At 67.3% G+C, this 21,326-nt stretch carries 20 protein-coding genes; all 20 read left to right on the top strand.

Going from position 1 to position 21,326, the window contains the following annotated elements; genetic code table 11:
- Window positions 1-96: 96 nt before the first annotated feature.
- Complete coding sequence (gene rbfA, locus ACTODO_RS07445; protein WP_003792743.1) at window positions 97-549, top strand: 30S ribosome-binding factor RbfA; 453 nt, start codon at window positions 97-99, stop codon at window positions 547-549.
- Window positions 550-554: 5 nt separating this feature from the next.
- Window positions 555-1,607, top strand: a complete 1,053-nt coding sequence (gene truB, locus ACTODO_RS07440; protein ID WP_034512308.1) for a tRNA pseudouridine(55) synthase TruB — start codon at window positions 555-557, stop codon at window positions 1,605-1,607.
- A gap of 10 nt (window positions 1,608-1,617) precedes the next feature.
- The gene (locus ACTODO_RS07435) at window positions 1,618-2,607 is read left to right on the top strand and encodes a bifunctional riboflavin kinase/FAD synthetase (protein WP_003792741.1); all 990 of its coding nucleotides are present in this window, start codon (window positions 1,618-1,620) and stop codon (window positions 2,605-2,607) included.
- Window positions 2,608-2,847: 240 nt separating this feature from the next.
- Window positions 2,848-3,117 (top strand): 30S ribosomal protein S15, encoded by a 270-nt coding sequence (gene rpsO, locus ACTODO_RS07430; RefSeq protein WP_007587851.1) that lies wholly within the window; start codon window positions 2,848-2,850, stop codon window positions 3,115-3,117.
- A gap of 184 nt (window positions 3,118-3,301) precedes the next feature.
- Window positions 3,302-5,647 (top strand): polyribonucleotide nucleotidyltransferase, encoded by a 2,346-nt coding sequence (locus ACTODO_RS07425; RefSeq protein WP_003792738.1) that lies wholly within the window; start codon window positions 3,302-3,304, stop codon window positions 5,645-5,647.
- 133 nt (window positions 5,648-5,780) lie between these two features.
- A complete protein-coding gene (locus ACTODO_RS07420) occupies window positions 5,781-7,085 on the top strand; it encodes a M16 family metallopeptidase (protein WP_003792737.1) in 1,305 nt (434 codons plus the stop codon).
- A gap of 99 nt (window positions 7,086-7,184) precedes the next feature.
- A complete protein-coding gene (gene dapB / locus ACTODO_RS07415) occupies window positions 7,185-7,925 on the top strand; it encodes a 4-hydroxy-tetrahydrodipicolinate reductase (protein ID WP_003792736.1) in 741 nt (246 codons plus the stop codon).
- On the top strand, window positions 7,922-8,464 hold the full coding sequence (locus tag ACTODO_RS07410; protein ID WP_003792735.1) for a GNAT family N-acetyltransferase: 543 nt from the start codon (window positions 7,922-7,924) through the stop codon (window positions 8,462-8,464). Before dapB ends, ACTODO_RS07410 begins: the two co-directional genes overlap by 4 nt.
- Window positions 8,465-8,568: 104 nt before the next feature.
- Window positions 8,569-9,465, top strand: a complete 897-nt coding sequence (gene dapA / locus ACTODO_RS07405) for a 4-hydroxy-tetrahydrodipicolinate synthase (RefSeq protein ID WP_034512304.1) — start codon at window positions 8,569-8,571, stop codon at window positions 9,463-9,465.
- 167 nt (window positions 9,466-9,632) lie between these two features.
- On the top strand, window positions 9,633-10,049 hold the full coding sequence (locus ACTODO_RS07400; RefSeq protein WP_196773366.1) for a DUF4418 family protein: 417 nt from the start codon (window positions 9,633-9,635) through the stop codon (window positions 10,047-10,049).
- 13 nt (window positions 10,050-10,062) lie between these two features.
- A complete protein-coding gene (locus ACTODO_RS07395; RefSeq protein ID WP_003792732.1) occupies window positions 10,063-10,944 on the top strand; it encodes a DUF6273 domain-containing protein in 882 nt (293 codons plus the stop codon).
- Window positions 10,941-12,131, top strand: a complete 1,191-nt coding sequence (locus tag ACTODO_RS07390) for an FtsX-like permease family protein (protein WP_003792731.1) — start codon at window positions 10,941-10,943, stop codon at window positions 12,129-12,131. Before ACTODO_RS07395 ends, ACTODO_RS07390 begins: the two co-directional genes overlap by 4 nt.
- A 27-nt stretch (window positions 12,132-12,158) precedes the next feature.
- Window positions 12,159-13,367 (top strand): ABC transporter permease, encoded by a 1,209-nt coding sequence (locus ACTODO_RS07385; RefSeq protein WP_003792730.1) that lies wholly within the window; start codon window positions 12,159-12,161, stop codon window positions 13,365-13,367.
- A 1-nt stretch (window position 13,368) separates the two neighbouring features.
- The gene (locus ACTODO_RS07380; RefSeq protein WP_003792729.1) at window positions 13,369-14,046 is read left to right on the top strand and encodes an ABC transporter ATP-binding protein; all 678 of its coding nucleotides are present in this window, start codon (window positions 13,369-13,371) and stop codon (window positions 14,044-14,046) included.
- A gap of 97 nt (window positions 14,047-14,143) precedes the next feature.
- Window positions 14,144-15,835: a ribonuclease J gene (locus tag ACTODO_RS07375; protein ID WP_034512655.1), complete on the top strand. Its 1,692-nt coding sequence runs from the start codon at window positions 14,144-14,146 to the stop codon at window positions 15,833-15,835.
- A gap of 117 nt (window positions 15,836-15,952) precedes the next feature.
- Window positions 15,953-16,852 (top strand): PfkB family carbohydrate kinase, encoded by a 900-nt coding sequence (locus tag ACTODO_RS07370; protein ID WP_003792726.1) that lies wholly within the window; start codon window positions 15,953-15,955, stop codon window positions 16,850-16,852.
- Window positions 16,853-16,909: 57 nt separating this feature from the next.
- Window positions 16,910-19,765: an FtsK/SpoIIIE family DNA translocase gene (locus tag ACTODO_RS07365; RefSeq protein WP_003792725.1), complete on the top strand. Its 2,856-nt coding sequence runs from the start codon at window positions 16,910-16,912 to the stop codon at window positions 19,763-19,765.
- A gap of 17 nt (window positions 19,766-19,782) precedes the next feature.
- Window positions 19,783-20,499, top strand: a complete 717-nt coding sequence (gene pgsA, locus ACTODO_RS07360) for a CDP-diacylglycerol--glycerol-3-phosphate 3-phosphatidyltransferase (protein ID WP_003792724.1) — start codon at window positions 19,783-19,785, stop codon at window positions 20,497-20,499.
- 170 nt (window positions 20,500-20,669) lie between these two features.
- On the top strand, window positions 20,670-20,984 hold the full coding sequence (locus tag ACTODO_RS07355; RefSeq protein ID WP_003792723.1) for a helix-turn-helix domain-containing protein: 315 nt from the start codon (window positions 20,670-20,672) through the stop codon (window positions 20,982-20,984).
- Between the two features lie 3 nt (window positions 20,985-20,987).
- Window positions 20,988-21,212 (top strand): DUF3046 domain-containing protein, encoded by a 225-nt coding sequence (locus ACTODO_RS07350; RefSeq protein ID WP_003792722.1) that lies wholly within the window; start codon window positions 20,988-20,990, stop codon window positions 21,210-21,212.
- Window positions 21,213-21,326 lie beyond the last annotated feature (114 nt).

The raw sequence follows: 21,326 nt of genomic DNA, 5'->3' as shown, positions 1-21,326 counted from the left end.
GTATGGCTTGAAGTATCGGGGTCCGGGCACGCTCGGACCCCGATCTTCTCTCACCAGTGTTTCTAAGAGGGCGACACCGCCCGAAAGGAGGGCGCGATGGCTGACGAAGCTCGCGTTCGAAAGGTGCAGGAGCGAATCCTGCAGACCGTCGCGTCGATGATCGGACGCCACGTGAAGGATCCCCGCCTGGAGCTCGTCACCATCACGGACGTGCGAGTGACGGGCGACCTGCAGCATGCGTCCATCTTCTACACGGTGCTCGGCGACGACGAGCAGCGTGAGAAGGCCGCGCGCGCGTTCGCATCCGCGCAGGGGCTCTTCCGCTCCCGCGTGGGCAAGGCCCTGGGCCTGCGCCTGACCCCGACCCTGGAGTTCATCCTCGACGCGCTGCCCGAGAGCGCTGCCGCGCTCGAGGACGCCCTGGCCAAGGCCAAGGCCAAGGATGAGGCGATTGCCGCCGCGTCTGCTGGCGCCACCTACGCTGGTGACGCCGACCCCTACCGTCACGACGACGAAGAGGACGAGGCAGACGCGAAGGATTGGGCCTGACCCTCATGGCTCGTCGACCCGATAATCCGCGTCCCGGCCTGCTTGTCATCGACAAGCCGCAGGGGCTCACCAGCCACGACGTGGTCTCGCGCGTGCGACGCCTGGCCCGCACCCGCAAGGTGGGGCACGGCGGCACCCTGGACCCGATGGCCACGGGAGTCCTCGTGATCGGCATCGGCAAGGCGACGAAGCTGCTCACTTGGGTGAGCGGCCACTCGAAGGAATATCGGGCGACGATCCGCTTCGGCGTCGCCACCAACACGGACGACGCTGAGGGCGTCGCGACCGCGGCCGTTGGCTGTGCCTCGTTGAGTGAGGAGCAGCTTGAGGCTGCGCTTGCGCCGCAGCGTGGGGACATTATGCAGGTGCCCTCGACCGTCTCGGCGATCAAGGTGAATGGCAAGCGTGCCTACGCACTCGCTCGCGCAGGCGAGGACGTCGAGCTGGCCGCGCGCCCGGTTCGCATCTCGCGCCTGGAGGTCCTCGCGCCCCCGCGCCCCGCCTGGTGCATCCTCGACGAGCCCGACCCTGAGACCGCTCCCGATGGCGCGGTCGCGCCAGGCAGCGTCCGGGTCGTGGACGTTGACGTCGTTGTCGAGTGCTCCTCGGGCACTTACGTGCGCGCCCTCGCGCGCGACGCTGGCGAGGCGCTCGGCGTGGGCGCGCACCTGACGGCGTTGCGACGTACGCGCGTGGGAGACGTGCCGCTGGAGGCGGCAATGACGCTCGACGAACTGAGCGCCGCCGTCGAGGCGGCATCCGCCGAAGGAGAGTCGGACGCGGAGCCGGTCCTGCCCCTCGTCCCCCTGGGCGAGGCTGCGCGCACCATGTTCCCCTCCCTGCTCATGACCGAGGCCGAGGCCGGAGCGTTCGCCCACGGCCAGGCCCCAAGGCGTTCTCGCAGTGAGTTGGCGCAGTGGGCGGTCGAGGCTGGCTACTGCCCGAAGAGCGCCCCCGAGGAGGAGCCCGCGCCGATCGCCGCCGTCGCGCCCGACGGCACCGTCCTGGGCCTGCTTCGCATCGACGCGGCTCGACTGCGTACCGTCCTGGTTTTCTAGAAAGAGACTCATGAACGTTTGGTATTCACTCTCTGACATTCCCGGCAACGAGGCCAGTGTCGTCACCATCGGCAACTTCGATGGCATGCACAACGGACACAAGAAGGTCATCTCCACGTGCATCGAGCGCGCCCATAAGCTCGGCGTCGACGCCGTGGCCATCACCTTCGACCCGCACCCCATCCAGGTCCACAAGCCGGAGGTAGGTCTCCAGCTCATCTCCCCGCTGCGCGACCGCCTCGACGCGATGGCCGCTGCTGGCCTGGACGCCACGCTCGTCGCCCACTACGACGCGAGCGTGTACAGCCTCGAAGCCGACGAGTTCGTCTACGAATACCTGGTGGAGCGCTGCGGTGCTCGCGAAGTCGTCGTCGGCGAAGACTTCCGTTTCGGACGCGGCAACGCGGGCACCATCGACACGCTGCGTGAGCTCGGGCGCCGCTACGGGTTTAACGTCATCACGGTCACCGACATCGAGGCCCCCGAGGGGCGCCGCTGGTCCTCCTCGTGGGTGCGCGAGCTCCTCGCCGCCGGTGACGTGTCTGGTGCCGCCCGCGTCCTCGGCCATCTTCACCGCATCCGCGGCACCGTGTGCCACGGCTTCAAGCGCGGCCGCACCCTCGGCTTCCCGACCGCAAACCTGTCCGAGGACGTCGAAGGTGTCATCCCCGCCGACGGCGTCTACGCCGGGTGGGTCGTGCGCGCCGTGCCCGGCACCCAGTCCGCCGAGTTCCTCCCCGCTGCCATCTCCGTGGGCACCAACCCCCAGTTCAACGGCGTCGAACGCACCGTCGAAGCCCACGTCCTGGGGCGCTCCGACCTCAACCTGTACGGTGAACGTATCGCGGTGACCTTCGTGTCGCGCATCCGCCCCATGCTCTCCTTCGACTCCCTCGACGAACTGCTTACCCAGATGGATGACGACCTGCGTCAGACGGCCTCCGTCCTCGGCATCGGCGTCGCCGGGCGCGTCGATCCGGACTCCGTCACCGCCCGATAGGGCACCCTCCTCTTCGCCTGGCCCCGCGCTTCAGGGGGCGCACACCCAGCCCGAGGCCGGGGAGCGCAGGTCGGGGGAGGAGAAAAGTCCTTGTGAGAAGGCAGAATCGTTAGCTTGGTCGCTCATTGTGGGGATAACGCCGGTGGCGTGCTACTGTAGAAAGGCCGTACACCGGCCGCGGACTGTCAGCACCCGGGAAAAGCCCGGATGCCCCGCGCAACGAACACAAAGGAGAAGCCTGTGCCGCTGAGCAAGGACGTCAAGGACCAGATCATCGCCGAGTACGCGACCCACGAGGGCGACACCGGTTCCCCCGAGGTGCAGATCGCGCTGCTGACCCGCCGCATCAAGGATCTGACCGAGCACTTCAAGACCCACACGCACGACCACCACTCCCGTCGTGGCCTGCTGCTGCTGGTCGGCCGTCGTCGCCGCCTGCTGGGTTACCTGGCTGACATCGACATCGAGCGTTACCGCTCGCTCATCGAGCGTCTCGGCCTGCGCCGCTGATTTTGGGCCGGCCCGCCTCCCGTAGCGGAGACGGGCCGGTTTTCACACGCCCGCCTCGGGCAAACCGTTAATTCTCGCGCGAAAGCCGCCGGTTTTCGACAGTGGCCTACGGAGCGTTTATCCGTGGGCTTCGATCGAAGGCCGAAGTGGAGCGCGACACCAACAAACCAAGGAGAAACGCCCCATGATGGAAGGCTCCGACATCATCGCCGCAGAGGCGATTATCGATAACGGCCGTTTCGGTAAGCGCACCGTGCGCTTCGAAACCGGCCGTCTCGCCAAGCAGGCCGCCGGCTCCGCCCTGGCCTACCTGGACGATTCCACCACCGTTCTGTCCGCCACCACGGTGGGCAAGAACCCCAAGGACCAGTTCGACTTCTTCCCGCTGACCGTCGACGTTGAAGAGCGTCAGTACGCCGCGGGTCGCATCCCCGGTTCCTTCTTCCGCCGCGAAGGCCGCGCGGGCACCGAGGCCATCCTGGCCGCCCGCCTCATCGACCGCCCGCTGCGCCCCGGCTTCGTCAAGGGCCTGCGCAACGAGGTCCAGGTCGTTGAGACCGTCCTGACGATTGATCCGGACGACGCCTACGACGTTCTGGCGATCAACGCCGCGTCCATGTCCACCCAGATCGCCGGCCTGCCCTTCACCGGCCCGATCGGTGGCACCCGCCTGGCGCTCATCGACGACCAGTGGGTCGCGTTCCCGCGCTGGAGCGAGCTCGAGCGTTCCGTGTTCAACATCGTTGTCGCGGGCCGCATCGTCACCAAGGAAGACGGCTCCGAAGACGTCGCGATCATGATGGTCGAGGCCGGCGGCGGCAAGAACCAGTGGGAGCTCATTCAGGCTGGCGCCACCGCCCCCACCGAAGACATCGTGGCCGACGGCCTCGAGGCCGCCAAGCCCTTCATCAAGGTCCTGTGCGAGGCTCAGCTCAAGGTGGCCGAGAAGGCCTCCAAGGAGACCGTCGAGTTCCCGCTGTTCCTGGACTACACCGACGAAGAGTACGCGGCGGTCGAGGAATACGCGGCCGAGAAGGTCGCCCAGGCCCTACTGACCGAGGGTAAGCTCGCCCGCGACGAGGCCGTGGACGCCGTCAAGGAAGAGATGCTCGAGGCTCTGGCCGAGCGCTTCCCCGAGTCGGAGAAGGCCCTCAAGGCCGCCTTCCGCTCGCTCGAGAAGGCCACGATCCGTAACCGCACCCTGCGCGAAGAGATCCGCATGGACGGTCGCACCCCGCGCCAGATCCGTTCCCTCTCCGCCGAGGTCGAGGTCCTGCCCCGCGTGCACGGTTCCGCCCTGTTCCAGCGTGGCGAGACCCAGATCCTGGGCGTCACCACCCTGGCCATGCTGCGCATGGAGCAGCAGATCGACAACCTGTCGCCCGTCAACGCCAAGCGTTACATGCACCAGTACAACTTCGCCCCGTTCTCCACGGGCGAGGTCGGCCGCGTCGGCTCCCCGAAGCGCCGCGAGATCGGCCACGGCGACCTGGCTGAGCGCGCCCTGGTCCCCGTCCTGCCCTCGCGTGAGGACTTCCCCTACGCGATCCGTCAGGTCTCCGAGACCATGGGCTCCAACGGCTCCTCGTCGATGGGCTCGGTCTGTGCCTCGACCCTGTCCCTCCTCCAGGCCGGCGTGCCGCTGCGCGCCCCCGTCGCGGGCATCGCGATGGGCCTCATGACCGGTGAGGTCGATGGCCAGTTCAAGGCCGTCACCCTGACCGACATCCTGGGTGCTGAGGACGGCTTCGGCGACATGGACTTCAAGGTTGCCGGTACCCGCGACTTCATCACGGCCCTGCAGCTGGACACCAAGCTTGACGGCATCGACTCCCAGGTGCTGCGCGCCGCGCTGGCCCAGGCCCGCGATGCCCGACTGGCGATCCTCGACCTGATCAACCAGGCGATCGACGGCCCGGATGAGATGAGCCCCAACGCTCCTCGCATCATCACCGTCAAGGTCCCCGTCGACAAGATCGGCGAGGTCATCGGCCCCAAGGGCAAGATGATCAACCAGATCCAGGACGAGACCGGCGCTGACGTCACCATCGAGGATGACGGCACCGTCTACATCGCCTCCTCCGACGGTGCTTCCGCCGAGGCCGCCCGCACGATGGTCAACCAGATCGCGAACCCGCAGATGCCCGAGGTCGGCGAGCGCTTCGTCGGCACGGTCGTCAAGACCACCTCGTTCGGTGCCTTCGTGTCGCTGACCCCCGGCAAGGACGGCCTCCTGCACATCTCGCAGGTCCGTCGCCTCGTGGGTGGCAAGCGCATCGACTCCGTGGACGACGTCCTGCAGGTCGGCCAGCAGGTCGAGGTCGAGATCGCTGAGATCGGCGACCGCGGCAAGCTGAGCCTGCACGCCGTCATCGACGGCGAGGCCGGTGAGCTTGAGGCCGCCGAGGGCGAGCAGACCGAGCAACGTCGCGAGCGCCGCGATCGCTCTGAGCGTCGCGAGCGTCGCCCCCGTACCCGCACCCGTCGTCGCCGTGATGACGAGCGCGAGGACGGCGCTTCCGAGGAGTGAGTAGCTCCCGCTAGCTAAATCGGACCGGTGGCCGGGACGGAGCGTGTGCTCCGCCCGGCCACCGTCCCTTTTACGGCTACACTGTGAACGTTTCGTGCCAACCCCCGGACTGTGGGGACGCAAGAGGAGAAGTATGACGCCCAAGCCGCTGCCGCTCGACGAGGCCCGCCTGTCCATCGAGGATGGCGATACCCGCATTGAACGCACGATCCTGGGAGCCGGGACGCGCGTCCTGACCCAGGAGATTCCCGCAACGAAGAGCGCGGGCGTGTCCCTGTGGGTGCCCGTGGGGTCACGCGACGAGGGACCGCGCACGGCCGGGTCGACCCACTTCCTCGAGCACCTCCTCTTCAAGGGCACGAACAAGCGCTCCGCCCTCGACATCGCCGTCGCCTTCGACAGCGTGGGCGGCGAGTCGAACGCCGAGACCGCGCGCGAGCACACCGCCTACTGGGCGCGCGTGCGCGACGCGGACCTCGACATGGCGATCGAGACGCTGACCGACATGGTCACCGACTCGCGCCTCGACGAGGTAGATTTCTCGATGGAGCGCGGCGTCATCCTCGACGAGCTGGCAATGGGGGAGGACTCGCCCACGGACACGGTCCACGACACCTTCCAGCTGGCCGTCCACGGCGACCGCCCGATCGGACGCCCCGTCGGTGGCACCGCCCAGGCCATCCGTGAGGTCGAGCGCGCGGATGTCTGGGAGCACTACCAGGCCCACTACGGCCCCTCATCCCTCATCGTTGCAGCCGCCGGCAACGTCGACCACGAATCAGTGTGCGAGTGCGTGCAGGCCGCCCTGGAGGGATCGCCCTGGGACGCGGGCAGCGCGGCGTCGCCCTGGCCTCGTCGATCCACGACCGTGACACCGATTGCCGACCACGACAAGGACATCACCCGCCGACGCGACGTGACCCAGGCGCACGTCATCATCGGCTGCGAGGGCCTGTCGGCCACGGACCCCGCGGGCCCGACCATGAGTGTCCTGCTGTCGGTCCTGGGCGGCTCCATGTCTTCACGCCTCTTCCAGGAGGTGCGCGAAAAGCGCGGCCTGGCCTACACGACCTACGCCTTCGACGTGGCCTACTCCGACACCGGAACCTTCGGCATGTACGCGGGCTGCAGCCCCGATAAGGTCGACGAGGTCGAGGCCATCATGCGCGCCCAGCTGGAAGACCTCGCCGCGGACGGCCCGACCGAGGAAGAGATGACGCGCGTGCGCGGACAGGTGCGCGGAGGCGTCGTCCTGGGCCTCGAAGACAACTGGTCGCGCATGATGCGACTGGGCCGCTCGGAGATCATCGGACGTTACCGTCCCATCGACGAGTCCCTCGCCGAGTTCGACGCGGTGCAGGCGGGCGACGTGCGCGCGCTGGCGGCGTCCCTCATCGCGAAGCTGGATTGCCGGGCCCTCGTCCTGCCCGCGCAGTAAGAAACGGGGGAGTGAGATACCCCCTGTCCATCCGCGCTCCTCGCGCCGCCCGTGGGAATACCCTGAAGACAGCCACATAACCGTAAGAAGGAGAGCGCAATGATTCGCGTCGCAGTGACAGGAGCCAAGGGCCGCATGGGCTCGACCGTCGTTCAGGCGGTCACGGACGCCTCGGACATGGAGGTCGTTGCCCTCTTCGATGCGGGCGACGAGATCACGCCGCAGAGCGTGAATGGCGCGCAGGTCGCCGTCGACTTCTCGATCCCTAGCGTCACCGAGTCCAACGTGCACGCGCTCCTCGACGCGGGCGTGGACGTCGTCGTGGGCACGACCGGCTGGACGGAAGAGTCCTACGCGCGCGTGCGTGAGCATGCCGAGGCCGCTGGGCGCGCCGTCCTGATTGCCCCGAACTTCGCGATGGGCGCGGTGCTCGCCATGAAGTTCGCCGCCATGGCTGCCCCCTACTTCGAGTCCGCTGAGGTCATCGAGATGCATCACCCCGCCAAGGTGGACGCTCCCTCCGGCACCGCCGTGGCGACCGCGCGCGGCATCGCGAAGGCGCGCGCCGAGGCCGGCCTGGGCGAGATGCCCGACGCGACCGAAACCGACGAGCTCGGCAGCCGCGGCGGCCGCGTGGATGGTATCCCCGTCCACGCCGTGCGCATGCGCGGCCTGACCGCCTCGGAGGAGATCCTCCTGGGCAACGTGGGCGAGCAGCTGGTCATCCGCACGGATTCCTTCGACCGCGTGTCCTTCATGCCCGGTGTCCTGCTGGGCGTGCGCCGCGTGATCGGCCGTACTGGCCTGACGATCGGCCTTGACCAGGTGATGGGCCTGTGAGCCAGAGCGTGGGTCCGGACCGCTCCGTGCGCCCCGCCCAGAGCGGTGACGCGCGCGCGATCGCTCGCCTGCAGTACGAGGCCTGGCGCTCCCTCATGGGGCAGAACGCCCTCGACGCTCAGGGCATCACCGAGGAGGCGCTCGCTGCCCAGTGGGAGGCGACGCTGGCCTCTCCGCGGCCGGGCGGCACCGCCCTCCTCGTCGCCCTCCACGGCAATACGATCGTGGGTTTCGCGCTCGCCGGTCCCGACGAGGCCGGGGTGCCCTCGGCCCCCGATGCTGAGTCGGGTGAGGCGGCGGTGGCTGCGACGCAGGTGTATGAGCTGACGGTGGATAAGAACTTCCGCCGCTCGGGGCATGCCTCGCGCCTGCTGTCGGCGGTTGCGGACCTGACGAGCGGCCAGCTGCGCGCGTGGGTTGGTGTGGATGACGAGGAACGCCAGCGCTTTTACACGTCGGCGGGCTTTGCGCCCTCGGGCGCGGTGCGAGTGCTGGGCGATGGCCCCACGCAGCACATGTGGTGGGCGGAGCGCGACTAAGGGCCCACGGCGCGAGCGACGCCACGCGAGTGCGTGCGTGGTGCTCCGTCCACGTCGGGGACGGTGTGCGCCCATTGCACGGGGCCGTGCGTATCATGGAGCGCATGAGTAACATTCCTGCCCGCCGCTTCGGTTCCCTCGCAGCCGCCATGGTCACGCCGATGACCGACACAGGTGAGATTGATCTGCCCTCCGCGCAGCGCCTGGCGATCAAGCTGGTCGAGGAAGGGTGCGACACGATTCTGTTGTCCGGCACGACGGGCGAGTCGCCGACGACTCACCAGCCGGAGAAGAACGACCTGACGGATGCCGTCCGTGAGGCCGTGGGGGATCGAGCGTTCATCCTGTGCGGCGCGTGTTCGAACGACACCGCCCACGCGGTGCGCATCGGTGAGGGTGCCCAGGAGCACGGCGCCGACGGCATCTTGATCGTCTCCCCGTACTACAACCGCCCGTCCCAGGAGGGCCTGCGCGCGCACGTGCGCGCCGTGACGGATGCGACCGACCTGCCCGTCATGCTCTACGACATTCCGGGGCGCACGGGCATCGCGTTCTCTGACGCGACCCTTGACATCCTTGCCCAGCACCCGCGGATCCTGGGCGTCAAGGACGCGACGGGTGATGTGGAGACAGGCGTGGAACGCATGCACCGCACGGGCCTGGAGTACTACTCGGGCGACGACGGCCTGAACTTCGCGTGGATGACGGGCGGCGCCTCGGGCTTCATTTCCGTGGTCGCGCACGTGGCCTCGGCCCAGTATCGCCGCATGATCGAGTTGCTCGACAGCGACCAGGTGTGGGAGGCTCGCGAGCTGTCTTATTCACTGCGTCCCCTCGTGCACGCCATCATGGGTGGAGGACAGGGAGCGGTCATGGCGAAGTACGCGCTGTGGCTCCAGGGCGTCATCGACAGCCCGGCCGTGCGCCTGCCGATGGTGGGTATCAGCGACGATGAGGTGTCGGCCCTGCGTCGCGCCCTGTGCACCGCTGGTCTGCTCTGACATACATTTCGCCCCTGTCGAGACCCAGCCGGGGTGAGCTGTATGTGCGGGGCTGAACGGCGGCGCCGTGGTGGCATCATCGATCGTTGACGAGCGCTAATAGTTAGGCTTAGTATACTTAGGCAAAGCTCATCAACACTGATCGTTGTCTTCAAGGAGTGGATACCGTGGCAAAGAAGGACGTCATCATTCCCCTGGTCCCCGCCGCTCTCAGCGCCCTGCTGCTCGCCGGAGGTGTGACCGTCTTTTCGGCGTGCGAGCAACGGGCCGACGGCTCGTGGATGCACTGCCACCAGTGCCAGAACATGGTGGCTGGCAGCGCCGTCGGCCTCATCGCACTGTACGGCGCCTCCTCCCTCGTCAAGAACAAGCCCGCGCGCCTGGCCCTGCTCGCGCTCGCGGTCATCGCCAGCGTCGTAGTGTTCTTCATTCCCGGCGGGATCTGCCCGCTGTGCGCGATGAAGACGATGCGCTGCCACACCGTCTTCCAGCCCTTCGTGCGCATCATGAGCGTCCTGGTTGCCGGCAGCGGCATCGGGGCGCTGGTCGCGTCATGGAAGAAGGACGCGAAGCCCTCCGCCTGACGTATTGCCCCGGATGGGAGACAATGGCGGCGTGAGGGCCCAAGGACGTTCGACAACCGTGCGCATCGGCGCGGTTCTCCTCGCGCTATCCCTCGTCGCCGTTCTCGCGATCGTCGTGCGCAACGCAGTGCGCTATCGCGAGGCCGTCGCCCTGGACGAGGCCGGGGACTCCCAGGGGGCGTACGAGCTCTTCCATGCGCTCGGCGGGTACAGCGACGCGGCGCAGCGCGCGCAGGCCCTCGTCGAAGCCGATCCCGCGCTGCCGTACCGCTCGGTATCCAAGGGCGACACCGTGTCCTTCGGCTCCTACGAGCAGGACGGAAATACGAGCAACGGTCCAGAGTCGATCACGTGGATTGTCCTCGACAAAATCGACGGCCAACTCCTGCTCCTGAGCGCAGACGTTCTCGAGGCGCGCCAGTACCACCACGTGCCCTTCGAGGAGGTCACGTGGGAGAACTCTGACCTGCGCGCGTGGATGAACGGCGACTTCTACGACGGCGCGTTCACCCCCGCTCAGCGCGGGCTCATCGAGACGGTGCACAACGAGAACGCGGATCAGTCGATTACCGGTGCGAGCGGCGGAGCTGCGACCGACGACCGGGTTTTTGCGCTCAGTGAGACCGAGAGCGTTATCTACCTGAACACGCCCGCCGCGCGCAGTGACATCGGAGCGGCGCCCGCCAGCGTTCACGCGGCCGCCGGACCCCTGAGCGTCTCCGAGGACGGCACGGCAGACTGGTGGCTGCGCTCTCCCGGAACATACGGTTTCGCGACGCAATTCGTCGACGCGACGGGCGTGCCCTCGCTCAGCGGAGCAAACGTCGACCTGCAGTACGGGGTGCGTCCCGCGCTGTGGATCAACGTCGAAGGGGTCGGTGAGGGGAGCCGATGAGTAACGCGCTGTCCCTGCGCCGCGTTCCCCTCCTGACCATCCGCGCGCATCCCGTCCGTTCCCTCATCATCGCTGTGCTTGCACTCGCGCAGGCAGCCTGTGTGTTCGGCGGATTGATCCTCGTGGGTGCGATGCGGGCGGAGCTCACCCTCGCTGAGCGCAGGCTCGGCGCCGACCTCGTCGTGTACCCGACGACCTGCCTGAACCAGGTGGAGAAGAAGCGCCTCCTCATGCTCGGGACCCCCGTGGGCTGTCACCAGCCGCGCTCGGCCCTGGCGCGCATGTCGTCCAACGAGGACATCGCCGCGGTGTCCTATCAGCTCTATGTGTCCGAGACGCTTGTCGATGGGTCCACCCGGTGGATCGTCGGTTTCGAACCCGAGACGGATTTCGCGCTCTCGCCTTGGATTGCCGAGGGGGAAGGGACGTCGCTGCCGCGCGGCTCGGTCCTTGTCGGTAGTGCCGTGCCCGGCGCGGACGGGCAAACCCTCTCCGTCTTCGGGCGCGAGCGCCCGATCGGCGCTCACCTCCTCACCACCGGCTCGGAGCTCGATGACGCCGTCTTCGTTTCCATGGACACCCTGTCGGACATGATGGCGGACGCGCGCGCGGCAGGGGAGGACAACGACGCATCCCTCGACCCGCGTACCGACTACTCTGCCGCGCTCGTGCGCGCCTCGGACAGCGACGCCATCGAGAGCGTTACCAATTGGATCAACCTCTACGTGCGCAAGGTCAGTGCGGTGCGTGCCGCCGATGCGCTCGTCGGCGCCGCGTCGGGCATCCGCGTACACCGCGGGATCGCAATCGGGGTTCTGGGAGCGACCTGGTTCGTTCTACTGGGCGCCCTCGTCATCGTGCAGGTGAGCCTCATGAACGAACGGATGCAGGAACTGGCCGTGTGGCGCTCGATTGGGGCATCGCGCTCCATCATGAGCCGTGTCATGCTGAGCGAATCAGCGTTGCTTCACGTGGCCGGAGCGCTCGCGGGAGTATGCCTCGCAGCCCTCACCGTGCCATTCGTGGGGGACGGGAGCCTCGTTGAGAGCCTCGCTTCCCCCGCGACGTCACTGCCCCTCGCGGGCCTGTCAATAGTCGCCGTCACCTGTGTCGGCGTCGCCGGAACGCGTCTCGCGCTCGCTCGGGTCAGCCGTGCGACCACGGGGAATAAATCTGTCCTGGTGTAGGGACAACGGTCAAGGAGGAATGACGTAATGCTGTCGCTGTCGCGACTTCCGTGGATGAACCTGCGCGGCTACCCCGTGCGGACGGGGACCCTGGTCTTCTTCTCCATGCTCATGACGATGACGATCTTCGGCGGAACGCTGGTCGTCCAAGGCATCGAACACGGCCTGCGCACGACCCAGTCGCGCCTCGGAGCCGACATCATGGTGACGCCCGACGAGGCCGACACCGACTTCGACGCGCAGACCTTCCTCGTGAACGCCGAACCGTCGTACTTCTACATGGACGCGTCCACGCGCGAGGCAGTCGCAGCCGTCGACGGTGTCGAGGCCGCCTCCTCTCAGCTGTTCCTCGCCTCGGCGAGGGCGAGCTGCTGCTCGGGTCGCTACCAGGTGATTGCCTATGACCCGGCCACCGACTTTACGATCCAGCCGTGGATGAACGACGCCGTCGGGCAGGCGCAGCTGGGTGAGAATGAGGTGATCGTCGGCGCCAACGTGCTCGCCAACGACCCGGAGAACTTCCAGCTCTTCGACAACACCCTGCGGGTCGTCGGCCAGTTCGACCCGACCGGATCGACCCTCGACAATGCGGTCTACATGAACTTCGAGACCGCGAAGAACGTCATCGACTCCTCGCTGCGCAAGGGACTCAACAAGTACTCGACGCTCGAAACCGACCGCATCATCTCCTCGGTCATGGTCAAGGTGGCACCCGGATACGACGCCGAGGCCGTGGCCGCGCAGATCCGCGAGCAGGTACCCGGCGTGTCGGTCGCCACCTCGACGAAGCTGGTCAGCGGTATCGCCCAGTCCTTGGATGCGACGTCGCGCACGGTCACCACCCTCATCGCCGTCGCGTGGGGAGCCGGCCTGCTCATGATCACCCTCATGTTCGTCCTGATGATTGTCGAGCGCAGGAGAGAATTCGCAACCCTCATCGCCGCCGGAGCGCACCGTCGGCTGATCTCGCGCATCATCATCCGCGAGGCCCTCGCGGTCAACGCGCTCGGAGGCGTCGGCGGCATCGTCGTCTCCGGTGTCCTCCTCGTGTCCTTCTCCGGCCTCGTACGCCAAAGCCTGGGAGGGGGATTCCTCGTCCCGTCGTTGCCCACGCTGGCGCTGCTCGCGCTGGGAGCGCTCGCGTCGGTGGGCCTCGTCGCCCTCGTCTCCTCGTGGATAGCGCTACGGTACGTGACGACAATGGACGCCAGCCTGGCCCTCAAGGAAGGGGAATGACATGATCATCGAAGCAACGGGACTCACGAAAGAATTCGCCCGAGCCCGCGGGGGAAAGCGCCTCTTCACGGCCGTCCACCCGCTGGATATCGGCCTGGAAGAGCGCCAACTGACCGTTGTCTCCGGGCACTCGGGCAGCGGTAAGAGCACCCTGGCGAACATGCTCGCCGGCATCCTCACGCCGACCGCAGGACACGTACGACTGGACGGCACGGACCTGTACTCGCTGCGCGACGAGGAGCTCTCGCGCCTGCGCAACGAGCGCATCGGCCTCGTCCCCCAGGGGCACACGGCCCTGCGAGCCCTGACGGTCCTCGACAACGTCTTGCTCCCCTCGATCCTCTACACCAAGGACGAGGCGCCCGCGGATCGTGCCCGCGAGCTGCTGGTCGCCGTGGGCTTGGGCGACCTCACCGATGCTGCGCCCACCGAGCTGTCGGGCGGTGAGCTGCGGCGCATGGCGATCGCGCGCGCCCTCCTCATGGACCCCGCCATCGTCGTCGCAGACGAGCCGACCGCAGGCCTCGATAGCGCGAACGCGACCGCCGTCCTTACTCTCCTGCGCGACGCCGCCGATCGTGGAACGGCCGTCCTCGTTGTTTCCCACGAGGCCGAGGCGCAGCGCTTCGCGGACCGCAGCTACGTCATGGAGGACGGCCATCTGCGTGCGAGCGAGTAGCTCAGCAGTCTCCGAACGCGTTAAATGTGAGAGGGCCGACCTACCCAACATGTCTCCCGATGCGGGCAAAGCGGTGTCAACGTGGCAGACTGGCATCATGAAGTCTTTGTACGAGAACCTCAGCGAACCCGCGCCCCTGGAAGATGGCGCACTGCGAGTGATCCCGCTGGGAGGTCTCGGCGAGGTCGGCCGCAACATGAACGTCCTCGAATACCGGGGCAAGCTCCTGGTCGTGGACTGTGGCGTCCTCTTCCCCGAGGAGACCCAGCCCGGCGTCGACCTGATCCTGCCGGATTTCTCCTGGATCGAAGATCGCATGGACGACGTCGTCGGCCTTGTCCTCACCCACGGCCACGAGGACCACATCGGCGCCGTGCCCTACCTCCTCAAGCTGCGAGGCGATATTCCGATCTACGGATCCGACCTGACGCTGGCCTTCGTCGCCCCCAAGCTGCGCGAACACCGCCTGCCCGACCCGGGCCTCAACGTCGTCGCCGAGGGCGATCGCCTCACCGTCGGTCCCTTCGACCTTGAGTTCGTCTCCGTCACCCACTCGATCCCCGACGCGCTCGCGGTCTTCGTGCGCACCGATGCGGGCAACGTCCTCATCACGGGTGACTTCAAGATGGATCAGCTGCCGCTGGACCGCCGCCTCACCGACCTGCGCGCCTTCGCCCGCATGGGCGAGGAGGGCGTTGACCTGTTCATGGTGGATTCCACGAACGCTCTGGTGCCCGGATTTATCACGCCTGAGCGCGAGATCGGCCCGGTCCTCGATCAGGTGTTTGGCGAGGCCACCGGCCAGATCGTTGTCGCCTCCTTCGCCTCGCACGTGCACCGCGTCCAGCAGGTCATCAACGCGGCTGCCCATCACGGGCGTCGCGTGGCCTTCGTGGGCCGCTCGATGGAACGCAACATGCGCATCGCGGAAGAAAAGGGCTACCTGTCGATCCCTGAGGACATCATCGTGGACCTCAAGGGCATCGGCGAGCTGCCGCCCTCCCAGCGCGTCTACATGGCGACCGGTTCGCAGGGCGAGCCGATGGCCGCGCTGTCACGCATGTCGGTGGGATCGCACCGCACAGTGACGATCGAGCCGGGTGACATGGTCGTGCTGGCCTCCTCGCTGATTCCCGGCAACGAGAACTCTGTCTACCGCGTTATCAACGACCTGACTCGCCTGGGCGCGCGCGTCGTGTCGAAGGAGAACGCGAAGGTGCACGTGTCCGGTCACGCGAGCGCCGGCGAGCTCATCTACTGCTACAACATCGTTCAACCGAAGAACGTTATGCCTATCCACGGTGAGGTCCGTCACCTGGTGGGCAACGGTCAGCTGGCCGTTAAGACGGGCATCGACCCGCAGAAAGTGGTCCTGGCCGAGGACGGCGTGACGGTCGACCTCAAGGACGGCGTTGCGCGTGTGTCGGGCATCGTGCCCTGCGAGTACGTGTATGTGGACGGCCGCTCGATCGGAGAGATCTCCGAGGACGAGCTGGAGACCCGCCGCACCCTGGGGTCGGAGGGCTTCATCTCGATCTTCGCGGTCGTCGAGCGCGATTCGGGCATGGTCCTGGCCGGCCCGGAGATTCGCGCGATCGGCATGGCCGAGGACGACTCGGTGTTCGAGGAGATCCTCCCTGACGTCACGCAGGCGCTCAAGGACGCGGCTGCTCCCGGTGGGCAGGACCCCTACGTCCTGCAGCAGGCGATGCGCCGCGTGATCGGACGCTGGGTTGCGCGACGCTTGCGTCGTCGTCCTATGATCGTTCCGGTCGTTACCGAACAGTAGTCTGGCAGTCTTCATTGACGAGGCCCTCGCGCGCTGGGCGGTAGCGCGCGCTTGAAGGAAGGAATCTACGTGTCGGGTCGTTTTATTTCGACGCACTCTGTTGCGCTCGTGTTGCCGATGCACATCGCATACGTGCCCGAGCGTGGCGGATCCGTTCATGCGGATGCCGCCAGTTCGCGCCCGGGCGGTGGCTTCACGACCCTGTGCGCCGCTGCGGCCATGGGTGTGCCGACGGCAGCTGCGTCGCCGCTTGGCACGGGTCCGAACTCTTTCGCCGTTCGTCAGCAGCTGGTCGAGGCCGGCGTCGAGGTCCTGACCCCCGAACTGGTGGGTGACATCGGAGTCGTCATTCAGCTCATCGTCGAAGACGGGTCGATGCGTTCGGTCGTGACGGCCGGCGTCGAATCGGAACCGTCGCGCGGTGCGCTTGCGAGCATCGAGCTGCGCGAGGGGGACGTGGTCCACGTGGCCGCTTCCGACATGACGAGCGCGCACGCGGCTTCCGAGCTGAGCGAGTGGGCCGCATCCCTGCCGCCCTTCGTGACACTCGTCGTTTCGGTGTCTCCCGCAGTCGCGCAGGTTCCCGTTGAAGCGTGGGAGGTGATCTTCCCCCGTGCCGACGTCGTGACAATGAGCAGCTGGGAGGCCGCCACTCTCGCCGGTATTCTCGACGCCAACCGTCACGGCTCCACGATCCGCACCTACATGCGCCCGGACGCGGCCACGGTTCGCCGCATGGGGGAGCGGGGGTGCGAGCTGCAGAAGGTCGCGGATGCTCCCGTCATCTCGATTCCCGCGTTCCAGTCGCGTATCGCGGACACCGCGGGCGTGGGCGATACCCACATCGGAGAGATGTGTGCGGGCCTGGCCATGGGCTACGACCTGGAGACCGCGTGCCTCATGGCGAACGCGGGTGCCGCGCTGGCCATCTCCCACGAGTCGGCCCTGCCCGTTCCCACGCGCGAGCAGGTTGAAAACGTGCTCGAAACCGGGGTTGTTACGAACATCCTGCGCTGATCTCGCGCGGCGCGCCTGGCAGAGTGGGGCCGCGGCGGGCGATATGGTGGAAGGATCATGGCACAATCGTCTCCACGCTCGTCGTCCGGCAAGGCTCCCGCGCGCCCGCGCGCCAAGGGAGGCTCGAACAAGTCCGCCCAAGCGCCCCAGCCCGAAGCGACGCAGCCAGGCTTCCTGGCACGTTTCTTTTCCGCGCTCGGCCGCGCCGGTGTCGGTGCCGTGCGCGCATGGAAGGCGACCGATTCGCAGGTCAAGCGTGATGCTGCGGCCTTCGTTGCAGTTGCCGCGGCCATCGTTATCGCGTTGCGCGAGTGGTTCCAGGTTTCCGGCGAGGCCGGGGATGCGATCCACCACGCCTCCGCCGGCCTGTTCGGCATCTTCTCGGTCGTCCTGCCCCTCGTCCTCATTGCCCTGGCCGTCGAGCTCGTCTCCGCGCGATCCGGGCGATCCGCGCTGCCCCACCACGTGGCAGGCGGCATCGGCATCACCGCAGCGCTCACCGGCCTGGTCCATATCTCGCGTGGAAATCCCGCGATGGGCGCCGAACCCGGCATTGAGGCGGCCGGTGGCCTGCTTGGCTGGTTCGTCGCACGCCCCCTCGCCCTGCTGCTGTCCGGCTGGGGTGCGGGTGCCCTCATGATCCTCCTCCTGGCCTACTCGATCCTGCTCGCCACGCGTACGGCCGTCGCCGAGGTTCCCGCGCGCCTGCGCGACCTCGCCGCCCACCTCAGCGGTGAGCGCCCCGAGGGTGAGGCTGGAACGACCGATCAAGCGGGTGGAGACCCAGCGAAGGAAGCGCGCCGCCGCGCACGCAAGGACCTCGCAGCGGGAGACGACGCCTTCCTCGACGAATACGACGGCGACGAGTCCTTCCGCAAGGCGACCGACACGGAATCCGTGGGGGAGACCCGCCTCCTGGAATCCGGTGCCATCGCGGCCCCCGCGCCCGCCCCAACTCCCGCGCCCCGGCCTCGTGCCACGACGCCCGACGCGCCCACCGAGATGCTCACCCAGATGCGTCCCGCCGTGGCCCCCGCGCCCGTCCAGGTGCCCGCGCACGTGCCCGAACCCGAACCGGAGCCCGAGGATGCGCCGGCGCCCCCGCCGATCACCGACGAGCCCGAGGGGGCCTTCCAGCCCAACCTCGACGACTCGATCAGCTACACGCTGCCGTCGGAGGACCTCCTTGTCTCCGGCCCGCCCCACATGACCCGATCCTCCGTCAACGACCAGGTCGTCGCGGCCCTGGGGCAGGTCTTCGCGGACTTCAACGTCGACGCGCGCGTCACCGGCTTCTCCCGAGGCCCGACAGTCACCCGCTACGAGGTCGTCCTCGGTGCCGGCGTGAAGGTCGACAAGCTCACCAACCTGTCGAAGAACATCGCTTACGCGGTGGCCTCCGCCGACGTGCGTATCCTCGCGCCGATCCCCGGCAAGAGCGCGATCGGCATCGAGATCCCCAACGCCGACCGCGAAAACGTGGCCCTCGGCGACGTCCTGCGCTCCGCAGCCGCACGCCGCAACCAGCACCCGCTCGTCGTCGGCGTCGGCAAGGACGTCGAAGGCGGCTACGTCGTCACCAACCTGGCCAAGACCCCGCACATGCTGGTGGCCGGCCAGACCGGTTCCGGTAAGTCCTCCTTCGTCAACTCCATGATCACGTCGATCATGATGCGTGCGACGCCCCAGCAGGTGCGCATGATCCTCGTTGACCCCAAGCGTGTGGAACTCACGATCTACGAGGGCATCCCGCACCTTATCTTGCCCATCATCACCGACGCCAAGAAGGCCGCCGAGGCCCTCGAATGGGTCGTCAAGGAGATGGACGCGCGCTACGACGACCTGTCGGACTACGGCTTCAAGCACATCGACGACTTCAACAAGGCGGTGGCCGCCGGACAAGTCCAGGCCAAGCCCGGGCTGGAGCGCACGCTGCACCCCTACCCGTACCTGCTCGTGGTCGTCGACGAGCTCGCCGACCTCATGATGGTCGCCCCGCGCGACGTCGAGGCGTCGATTCAGCGCATCACGCAGCTGGCGCGCGCCGCCGGCATCCACCTGGTGCTGGCCACGCAGCGCCCCTCCGTCGACGTCGTCACCGGCCTCATCAAGGCCAACATCCCCTCGCGCCTCGCGTTCGCGACCTCCTCGCTGACCGACTCGCGCACGATCCTCGACCAGCCCGGCGCCGAAAAGCTCATCGGCCAGGGTGACGCGCTCTATTTGCCCGCAGGTGCCTCCAAGCCCATGCGTGTCCAGGGCGCCTGGGTCTCCGAATCCGAGATCCACCAGATCGTCTCCCACGTCAAGAGCCAGATGGAGACGCACTACCGCGACGACGTCGTGCCCGAAAAGAAGGAAGCCAAGGTCGCAGAAGACATTGGAGACGATCTCGAAGACCTGCTGCAGGCCGCCGAGCTTGTCGTCTCCACCCAGCTCGGCTCCACCTCGATGCTCCAGCGCAAGCTGCGCGTCGGCTTCGCCCGCGCCGGTCGCCTCATGGACCTGCTCGAGTCGCGCGAAATCGTCGGCCCCTCCGAAGGGTCCAAGGCGCGCCAGGTGCTCGTCACCCCCGAGCAGCTGCCCGAGGTTCTCGCCATGCTGCGCGGAGAGTCCGCCGGCATTGCCGAGCCAGAGCCTGAGCCCGCCCCTGCGCCCGCTCCGTCCGCTCCCGAGGGGGCGCCCAGCCCGGCCAGCGGCGCCGCCGCGGGTGCTGCGGGGGAGGCTCCTGCCTCGTCCCCGGCCGATGCAGCTCCCGCTTCCGGTTACGAAATGGGCACGGCATCCGCCGGCGATTCGCGCGGCAGTGGGGTTGACCCGTACTCTGGTCATAACTTTGGTGGGTCCTCTCCCGACTGGGTCGACGAGGAGCCTGAGGATAACGAGGACGCTTGGCAGCTCACGGGCCGCTGAGCGGAAAGGAAACGGTCATGAGCGAGAACGTGTCGCGCGTGCAGCGAGGCAGCAAGGTTCCCGTGGTGAACCTGCCCAACGCGCTGACCGTTGTACGTCTGGTCCTCGTTCCAGTGTTCGTGGTCCTGGGCCTGCAAAGCGCGTCGTGGACCGCGCTGTGGGCGGCATTCGTCGTCTTCGCGGTCGCCGCGATCACGGACCGCTTCGACGGGAAACTCGCGCGCTCCTGGGGGCAGATCACCGACTTCGGTCGCATCGCCGACCCTATCGCCGACAAGGCCCTGACCCTGTGCGGCTTCGCCCTGCTGTCCTACCAGGGGTATCTGCCCTGGTGGGTGACGATCCTCATCGCCGTGCGCGAGCTGGGTATCACCGCGATGCGTGCCTTTTTCCTGCGCCGCGGAGTCGTCGTGTCTGCCAACCAGGCGGGCAAGCTCAAGACCTTCATGCAGATGGTGGCCCTGGGGGCCCTGCTGATCCCGTGGGCGCACTTCAAGCACATCAATGACGGCAATGAGTGGTGGGTTATCCTTCTCATTCGCCTCGGGCAGATTTTCGCGGGCGTTGCGCTCGCGCTGACGCTCTACTCGGGCTTCATGTACGTCATCGACGGCGTGCGCCTCATGCGCGGGGCGAGCGCTGGCGAGGCCGTGGCGGACTCGCGCGACAATGATGCTCCGGAGGAGTCTGCGCCGTCACGCCGGGGCACTGCGGGCCAGCATGCCCAAAGTTGAGTGCGGGTGACGCAACCCATATCGACATCGAATCGGCGGTGGAATAAGCCTGAAAGTGCCCGCGTTGTACGGGTATGAATGCAACGCGAGGAATGAAAGCGGAACGTCACAGCGTTTCGATGTGCGAACTTACAATGCGTCCCTCAAAACAGAACGGCTACAGTAACAGTATGGAAAAGACACTGAGCGAAACCCCGCTGCTGCGCAGCGAACTGGGCGATGTCCTGCGCGGCATCCGCCAGCGCCAGGGTCGAACCCTGCGCGAAGTCTCTTCGGAGGCCCAGGTCTCCCTCGGCTACCTGTCCGAGGTTGAGCGCGGCCAGAAGGAGGCCTCGTCGGAGCTGCTTGAGGCGATCACCTCGGCTCTGCGCGTGCCGCTGTGGTTCGTGCTTCGCGAGGTTTCCGAGCGCATGGCGATCATCGATGGTGCGGTCATTCCTGACGCGGTGCCCGATGATATCGTGCCCGTCACGCTGATTTCCTGACGCGTGAAGCACTCTGAGTTTTACGAGGCGGTCGAGGCGACCTTCGGGTCGGCCCTCGGCCGCTCGTATGTCTCCGACCTCTATCTGGCCTCGCTGGGGGCGACCGCGCGCGATGCGCTGTCCTCCGGCGCGAATCCTGACGCGGTCTGGGCGACCCTGTGCGAGGAAACCGGGCGCGAGGATGCACGCTGGATTCATCGCGTGGATCCGCGTGAGCGGAGGCGCTGATCGACCCGGCTTGTCGGTGTGATCGATGTCCGTCTGATCGGTAGGCGGCGTGTCGATCGACAATCGAACATGTGTTCCATTTAAGCTTGTGGGCGACGACGCTCCGACGCGTGT

The organism is Schaalia dentiphila ATCC 17982, from assembly GCF_000154225.1.
Lineage (GTDB): Bacteria > Actinomycetota > Actinomycetes > Actinomycetales > Actinomycetaceae > Pauljensenia > Pauljensenia dentiphila.
This window is presented reverse-complemented; position numbering and strand designations above follow the sequence as displayed.